This is a genomic window from Micromonospora sp. R311 (assembly GCF_056780015.1).
In genome coordinates this window covers 78101-84878 of record NZ_JBSWCE010000034.1, presented here as the reverse complement: position 1 = coordinate 84878, position 6778 = coordinate 78101, and the positions used below count along the sequence as shown (strand labels likewise).

The following is a 6778-nucleotide window of genomic DNA, read 5'->3' as shown; positions in this document are numbered from 1 at the left end:
GGGATCACTCGGAGGTGGCCGCGGCGGGCGGTGTGGGGGGCGGTGGGGAGGTCGTGGTCGTCCTCAGGCGGGCGGGGGGTGGGGCGGGCGGCCTCGCGGACCGCCTCGGCCAGCGCGACCAGGTCGTCGGTGGTGGGCGGCGGGGGCTCGAACTCGCCCTCGTGCCGGACCACGTCCCAGCCCCGCGGCGCGGTCAGGCTGCGGGCGTGCGGCTCACAGAGGTCGTACGTGTGCGGCTCGGCGAAAGCCGCCAGCGGGCCCACCACGGCGGTCGACTCGTTGTAGACATAGGTCAATGTGGCGACCGCTTGCCGGGGGCAGCCGTTACGGGAGCAGCGCCGTGGTGACCTCACGGCGGCAGGGTATCTCCATTACCGGCTCCGGCGCACCGCTTCGCGTTGCGACACGCCCGTCATGGTGATCACAATTCGCCCGGCGTGACCGCGCCGCGCCACGGTGGCGGCACTGCCGCAGGCCAGGCCGGCCCGGGGGCTACCCTGTGCCTCATGACGAGCCCGGAACACCGCCGCCCCGGCGCCGGCCGGCGCGCCCACCGTGACCGGCACGGGCGCGGGCTGCGCGGACGGCTGGTGCCGGCGACCGTGCCGCTGGCCCGGACCAAGGCGGAGGTCTTCGACGACCTGGTCCTGGACACCGTCGAGACGCTGGAGCGCCGGTTCGCCAAGGAGCTGGCCGGGGTCGAGTTCGCGGTGGAGGACGTCCCGCCGGAGCTGAACGTCTACGACTCCGACGTGCTGGAGGACGGCGAGGTGCCGCTCGCCCGGCTGCTGCCCGGCCGTCCCGGCCGCCAGGAGGTGCCGCCCCGGATCGTGCTCTACCGCCGCCCCCTGGAGTTCCGCGCGATGGACCGCGAGGACCTCGCCGACCTGGTGCATGACGTGATCATCGAGCAGGTGGCGAACCTGCTCGGGGTCGACCCCGACGAACTGGCCTGACCGTCGCCCGCCCGGGGCCAGCCCCGGCGTCGGACGCGACCGGGCCACCCGCCCGTGGACCTGACGTGCCCGAGCCGGGCGGCCCCCACCGCCCCGGCCCGGCACCGCTCACGCGGCCCGCCGCTTGAGCTTGCGCCGCTCCCGCTCGGAGAGCCCACCCCAGATCCCGAACCGCTCGTCGTGGCCGAGAGCGTATTCGAGGCATTCCGTCTTGACCTCGCAACGCGAGCAGATCCGCTTCGCTTCGCGGGTCGAGCCGCCCTTCTCGGGAAAGAACGCCTCCGGATCGGTCTGCGAGCACAGCGCCCGCTCCTGCCACTCCGGCGCGTTTCCGAGCAGGTCGGCCACCTCAAGCTGGCCGTCCATCTGATGCCTCCTTGTCGCGCACCGGCGTCATCGCCGCTGCAACCCCCCACGCGAAAGGCGTGCGTGTCCGTCCGGTCCCCATTTGTTGCGTTCCGTGCGAACAACCCCATTCAAATTACACGCGTGTAATGCGTGCGCCGTCAAGCCAAACTTGATAATGGAGTCGCCCTCCCGACACGCATCCGGACGGTCACCGCGACCACCCGGCCTCGCAACCTGCCCTATCGATTCAGACCCCGGCCGAGTAACGCCCTCTCCGGCGAGTTGCCCGAGTTTTCTCCCGTGGCGTTTCCGCGCCGGGCCGGCCAGGCGCACCGACGGAGACTCCCGGGAGACCACCCATCAAGATGGTGATCTTGATGGGCCTCAGGTTAACGCGACTTCGCCCGGACCGCCCGTCGAGCCGGAAACGCCGACCGCGCCCCGTCCACATTGTGGACGGGGCGCGGTGGCCGGCGGGGCGGCCCGGGTCATCCGCTACCCGGCGGGACCCTGGTCGGCCAGACGAACTCGGCGACCGAGCCGCCGCTGACGGTGACCGCCCCGGCGGGCGTCCGGTCGTCCCACCAGACGGTATAGAGACCCGCCGGCAGGTCCGGGTAGACAGCACTGTGGAACGTCCCGTCGCGCACCCGCCGCTCCCGCACCGCCGAGTGGGTCCGCGGGGCGTCGGCCCGACTGATCTCGATCTCCCGGCCGTGCAGGTCGCGTCCGGTGTAGATGATCAGGGCTCCGGTGTCGCCACCCAGGTTCAGGACGACGCTGCCGGTCTCCGACCCCCCGTACGCGTGCCCGTCCATCCGCTCCCCCGTCACTTCGCCGCCGGCGGGTTGTTGAACCCGTCGTACGGCGTGCCCAGGTAGGGGAAGTTCGGCAGGAAGCCGGCGGTCGCGTCGGCCGCGCTCAACCCCGGGGTGACCGCGGCCGCCGCGGCGTCCGGCCGGAACGCCCGGTCGACCAGCGGCACGGTCAGTCCGGCGATGGCCCGCAGCGCGATGGTGACCACGTCGTCGAGGGGTCGGCGGCCGTTCGGGAAGCCGGCCAGGTCGCCGCCGAGCACGCCGAAGCGGTCCGGCTGGCGGCTGGGCGGGATCGCCGTGTTCAGCCGCAGCATGTCGGCCTGGATGTCGCCGGTGGCGTTGGTGAACCCGTCGATCAGCCCCGCCGGCACGCCGGTGAGCAGGATCGCCACCAGGTCGGCCCGGGCCTTCTTCGACTTGTTCAGCCGGTCCAGGTTGGGGAAGACGTCCGGGTAGAGCGCCGGCAGCAACGCGGCCAGTTCCGGCTGCTCGACGAAGCGGGCGAAGCGCTTGTCCTCCGACGGCGGCAGCGAGTTCCACAGGTCCTTCTTGGACATCGGCACGATGACCTCGTTGAACAACGGATTGCCCAGCCGGGACACCTGGGCGAACGGCCCGGCCGCCACGTCCCGGCCCGGGTCGCTGCCGATCACCCGCACCTGCCGCCGGGCGGCCGAGGTCCAGACGCCGACCACCGACGCCTGGTCGGCCACCCCGTAGCGGTCGGCGCGGCGGCGCACCTTGCTCAACGGCACCTGCATCGCGATGCTGTGCACGTTCATCCGGTCGGTCGCGTTGACCGGCTCACCCTCGGCCCGGAAGACCTTCTTGCCGGCCACGTGCAGCTGCTGGAACGGCCGCAGCGTACCGAGGTCGAAGACCGCGCCCAGGTCGACGAAGAAGCCGTCCGCCCGCTGCCCGGCGAAGACCCGCTCACCGGTGGAGAGGCTGTAGGTGGCCTGCCGGACCAGCTCGGCGTAGTTCGGCGTGGACAGCGGCCCCACGTTGCACGGCGGGCAGGGCAGCTTGTGCGCCAGCCGCTGCTGCCGGCCGTCGGCGATCCGGGTCAGGCTGTAGAACTGCCGCCGGTTCCAGTTCTCGCTGTCCAACGAGTCGATCGGGCCGGTGTTGTAAAGAAAGCTGTTCGGATTGGTGATCTCGGTGGTGAATTCGAATCGGTAGACGACGTCGGCGCGGCAGTCACCGTCGTTGTCGATATTGATGTCGTACTGCACGTCGTCGCCGAACTCGAAGAAGTTCGGCCCGCCGGACGGCAACTGCAACGGCACGTAGTTGGCGATCAGCGTCACCGTGTCGGGCCGGTCGGGGCTGACGAAGGCGTACAGGTCGGACGAGTCGGCGACCGGATCCTTGGCGATCTCCGGTGCCTCGCGGTGGGAAGACATGACGGACCAACCTCACTGGGCGGGGAAAGGATGAGGGGCCGGCCAGGCGCCGGGAGCCCACGCCGGGCCGGCGGATCAGGGACGCCCCCGAGCGGCGACCGCGGGTGGGCGGTTCGACCGGTGGTCGGGCGACGGCGGCGTGGTCAGCCCCGGCCGGCGGCGCGCCGCAGCCGGTCCGCCAGGCCGCGGTCGCGGACCTCGATCCGGGAGGTGCCGACGAAGACGTCCAGCCTCCCGGAGGCGGCGTCGCGCAGGTGCACGACGATCGGGTCGTCGGCGCCGGCCCGCGCGTCGCGGGCGTTCTGCGCGGCCGACAGGCCCGGCACGGTGAGGGCGGCCGCGCCGAGCGTGGCGCTGGCCGCCGCGGTCAACGTCTGCCGGCGGGTCAGTCGCGGCCAGGGCCGCTTCCGCTGATCACTGGTCATGGGCAACCTTTCCGGCTGCGGCGCTGGGCGCGCCCGGGGTGGCGGACCAGGGGCGGGCGCCACCTCACGGAACGGGCGCCGCCGGCCCCTGCGGGGGTGCCGGCGGCGGTCCTCGCCGCGACCGCCGCCGGCATCCAGTGGTACGGCCGGCGGCGGGGAAAGGTTCGACGCTACGGGCGCGGGTGACCGTACGCGGTGGTGCGCTTGCGGGCCGGCCGGCCGGCCTTCGCCGCGATGGCCCGCAACTGCTCCTCCGTGCGGGCCGACCCGTTGGCGGAGCCGGCCATCCGGGAGATGGTCTCCTCCATCAGGGTGCCGCCGAGGTCGTTGCAGCCGCCCTGGAGCATGGCCACCGTGCCGTCGTCGCCGAGCTTCACCCAGGAGCACTGGATGTTGTCGATCCGGCCGTGCAGCAGCAGCCGGGCCATCGCGTGCACCACCCGGTTCTCCCGCCAGGTCGGCCCGGGTCGGGCGATGCCGGCCAGGTAGATCGGGGCGTTGGTGTGCACGAACGGCAGCGCGACGAACTCGGTGAACCCGCCGGTGCGGTCCTGCACGCCGGCCAGCACCCGGAAGTGCGCGAGCCACTGGCCGGGGTGGTCGACATGGCCGTACATCATCGTGGAGCTGGACCGGATGCCCAGCTCGTGGGCCGTGCTGACCACCTCGACCCAGGCGGCGGCCGGCAGCTTGCCCTTGGTCAGCACCCAGCGCACCTCGTCGTCGAGGATCTCCGCGGCGGTGCCCGGGATGGTGTCCAGGCCGGCGTCGCGGAGCAGGCCGAGCCACTCCTTCACCGGCACGCCGGCTTTCGCGGCGGCGGTCACGATCTCCATCGGCGAGAACGCGTGCACGTGCATCCCGGGTACCCGCGCCTTGATCGCCCGGACCAGGTCGGCGTAGCCGGTCACCGGGAGCTTCGGGTCGATCCCGCCCTGCAGGCAGACCTCGGTGGCGCCGGCCACCCACGCCTCCTCCGCTCGGTCGGCGACCTGGTCCACCGAGAGCCGGTACGCGTCCGCGTCCCGCTCCCGCTGCGCGAAGGCGCAGAACCGGCACCCGACATAGCAGACGTTGCTGAAGTTGATGTTGCGGTTCACCACGTAGGTGACGTCGTCACCCACGGTGTCCCGGCGGAGGTCGTCGGCCAGCCGGCAGAGCTCGTCCAGCGCCGGGCCGTCGGCGGCGAAGAGCGCCAGCGCGGCGTCGGTGTGCCGCGGATCGAGCAGCGCGGCCGGGTCGTCCGCCGCCAGCCGCAGCCCGGCCCGCAGGTCGGCGTCGCCGGCACCGGCGCCGGCCGGCGCGGCGCTGACCTTCGTGGCCACCTCGGCCCAGTCGCCGTAGACGCTGTCGAAGTCGCCCCGCCGGTCGTCGGTACGCCCGGTGGTGTCGATGGTGGCGTGCAGGTCGGTCCGCCCGCCGAACACCTCCTCCGGCTCCTGCCACGGGCGGCCCACCGGCCGGGCCTCCTCGACGGCGAGCCCGGTGGCCGGGTCGGCCAACGCGGTCACGTGCGGCAGCAGCCGCGGATCCAGCCACGGGTCGCCGGCGCGGACGTACTCGGGGTAGACGGTCAACCGCTCGCGCAGGGTGAACCCGGCCTGCGCGGTGTGCCGGGCCAGCTCGTCGAGCTGCGGCCAGGGGCGCTCCGGGTTGACGTGGTCCGGGGTCAGCGGCGACACCCCGCCCCAGTCGTCGATGCCGGCCCGCAGCAGCAGGTCGTACTCGCCCTCGATGAGGTTGGGCGGGGCCTGGATCCGGGCCCGCGGGCCGAGCAGCACCCGGGCCACCGCCACCGTGGCGGCGAGATCGTGCAGCTCCGCGTCGGGCATGCCGCGCATCGCGGTGTCCGGCTTGGCGCGGAAGTTCTGCACGATCACCTCCTGGAGGTGGCCGTACTCGCGCTGCGCCCGGCGGATCGCGAAGATCGCGTCGACCCGTTCGGCGGGGGTCTCCCCGATGCCGATCAGGATGCCGGTGGTGAACGGCACGCCCACCCGGCCGGCGTCGTCGAGCACCCGCAGCCGGACCGCCGGCTCCTTGTCCGGCGAGCCGTAGTGCGGGCCGCCCGGCTCCGACCAGAGCCGGGTCGCCGTGGTCTCCAGCATCATCCCCATGCTCGGCGCGACCGGCTTGAGCCGCTGCAACTCCGACCAGGAGAGCACGCCGGGGTTCAGGTGCGGCAGCAGGCCGGTCTCCTCCAGCACCGCCACCGCGCACGCCCGCAGGTAGTCCAGGGTGGAGTCGTAACCGCGCTCGTCCAGCCAACGGCGGGCGGCCGGCCAGCGCTCCTCCGGCCGGTCGCCCAGGGTGAACAGGGCCTCCTTGCAGCCCTGCGCCGCACCCGCCCGGGCGATCGCCAGCACCTCGTCCCGATCCAGGAAGGCCGCCGGCAACCGGTGCGGCACGGTGGCGAAGGTGCAGTAGTGGCAGCGGTCCCGGCAGAGCCGGGTGAGCGGGATGAACACCTTCTTGGAGAAGGTGACCACGCCGGGCCGCCCGGCCTCGCGCAGGCCCGCGTCGCGTACCGCGCCGGCGATGCGGAGCAGGTCGTCCAGCGCGCCGCCCCGGGCGCTCAGCAGCGCGGTCGCCTCGTCAACGTCCAACGCCCGCCCGGTCTCGGCCCGGCGCAACGCCCGGCGCACGCTCGCGTCGCTCGGGCCCGGGTCGGTGCGATCAACCATCCGTTCAGCCTATGCGGTGACCCGCCCCGCCCCGCCCGCCCCGGCCGCGGCGTGGAAAACCACACGCCTCCCGGACGCCGGACAGCCCGCCGCGCCCTGCACCCGGGCGGCAGGTGGCCAACATCGGAAACCGGGCGTGGC

7 protein-coding genes are annotated in these 6778 nt (G+C 73.4%); 1 reads left to right on the top strand and 6 read right to left on the bottom strand.

The window, feature by feature from the left end:
* Window positions 1-353: DUF3499 domain-containing protein (locus AC1WTP_RS26090; protein ID WP_481651906.1), on the bottom strand; the 353-nt coding region annotated here is incomplete at its 3' end.
* A gap of 153 nt (window positions 354-506) precedes the next feature.
* Between AC1WTP_RS26090 and AC1WTP_RS26085 the strand changes: the two genes are divergently transcribed.
* Window positions 507-956, top strand: coding sequence for a metallopeptidase family protein (locus AC1WTP_RS26085; RefSeq protein WP_088995923.1), 450 nt, complete (start codon window positions 507-509; stop codon window positions 954-956).
* Between the two features lie 108 nt (window positions 957-1064).
* Here AC1WTP_RS26085 and AC1WTP_RS26080 read toward each other — a convergent pair whose 3' ends face one another.
* The 5 genes from AC1WTP_RS26080 to AC1WTP_RS26060 form a co-directional block, all read right to left on the bottom strand.
* Window positions 1065-1322 carry a WhiB family transcriptional regulator gene (locus AC1WTP_RS26080; RefSeq protein ID WP_007455784.1) on the bottom strand — a complete coding sequence of 86 codons (258 nt, stop codon included), beginning with the start codon at window positions 1320-1322 and terminating at the stop codon, window positions 1065-1067.
* A gap of 470 nt (window positions 1323-1792) precedes the next feature.
* The gene (locus tag AC1WTP_RS26075) at window positions 1793-2122 is read right to left on the bottom strand and encodes a phospholipase (RefSeq protein ID WP_481651905.1); all 330 of its coding nucleotides are present in this window, start codon (window positions 2120-2122) and stop codon (window positions 1793-1795) included.
* 11 nt (window positions 2123-2133) lie between these two features.
* The gene (locus AC1WTP_RS26070) at window positions 2134-3528 is read right to left on the bottom strand and encodes a DUF4331 domain-containing protein (RefSeq protein WP_481651904.1); all 1395 of its coding nucleotides are present in this window, start codon (window positions 3526-3528) and stop codon (window positions 2134-2136) included.
* Window positions 3529-3671: 143 nt separating this feature from the next.
* Window positions 3672-3953, bottom strand: a complete 282-nt coding sequence (locus AC1WTP_RS26065) for a hypothetical protein (protein WP_481651903.1) — start codon at window positions 3951-3953, stop codon at window positions 3672-3674.
* Window positions 3954-4123: 170 nt separating this feature from the next.
* The gene (locus AC1WTP_RS26060) at window positions 4124-6637 is read right to left on the bottom strand and encodes a bifunctional FO biosynthesis protein CofGH (protein ID WP_481651902.1); all 2514 of its coding nucleotides are present in this window, start codon (window positions 6635-6637) and stop codon (window positions 4124-4126) included.
* Between the last annotated feature and the right edge of the window lie 141 nt (window positions 6638-6778).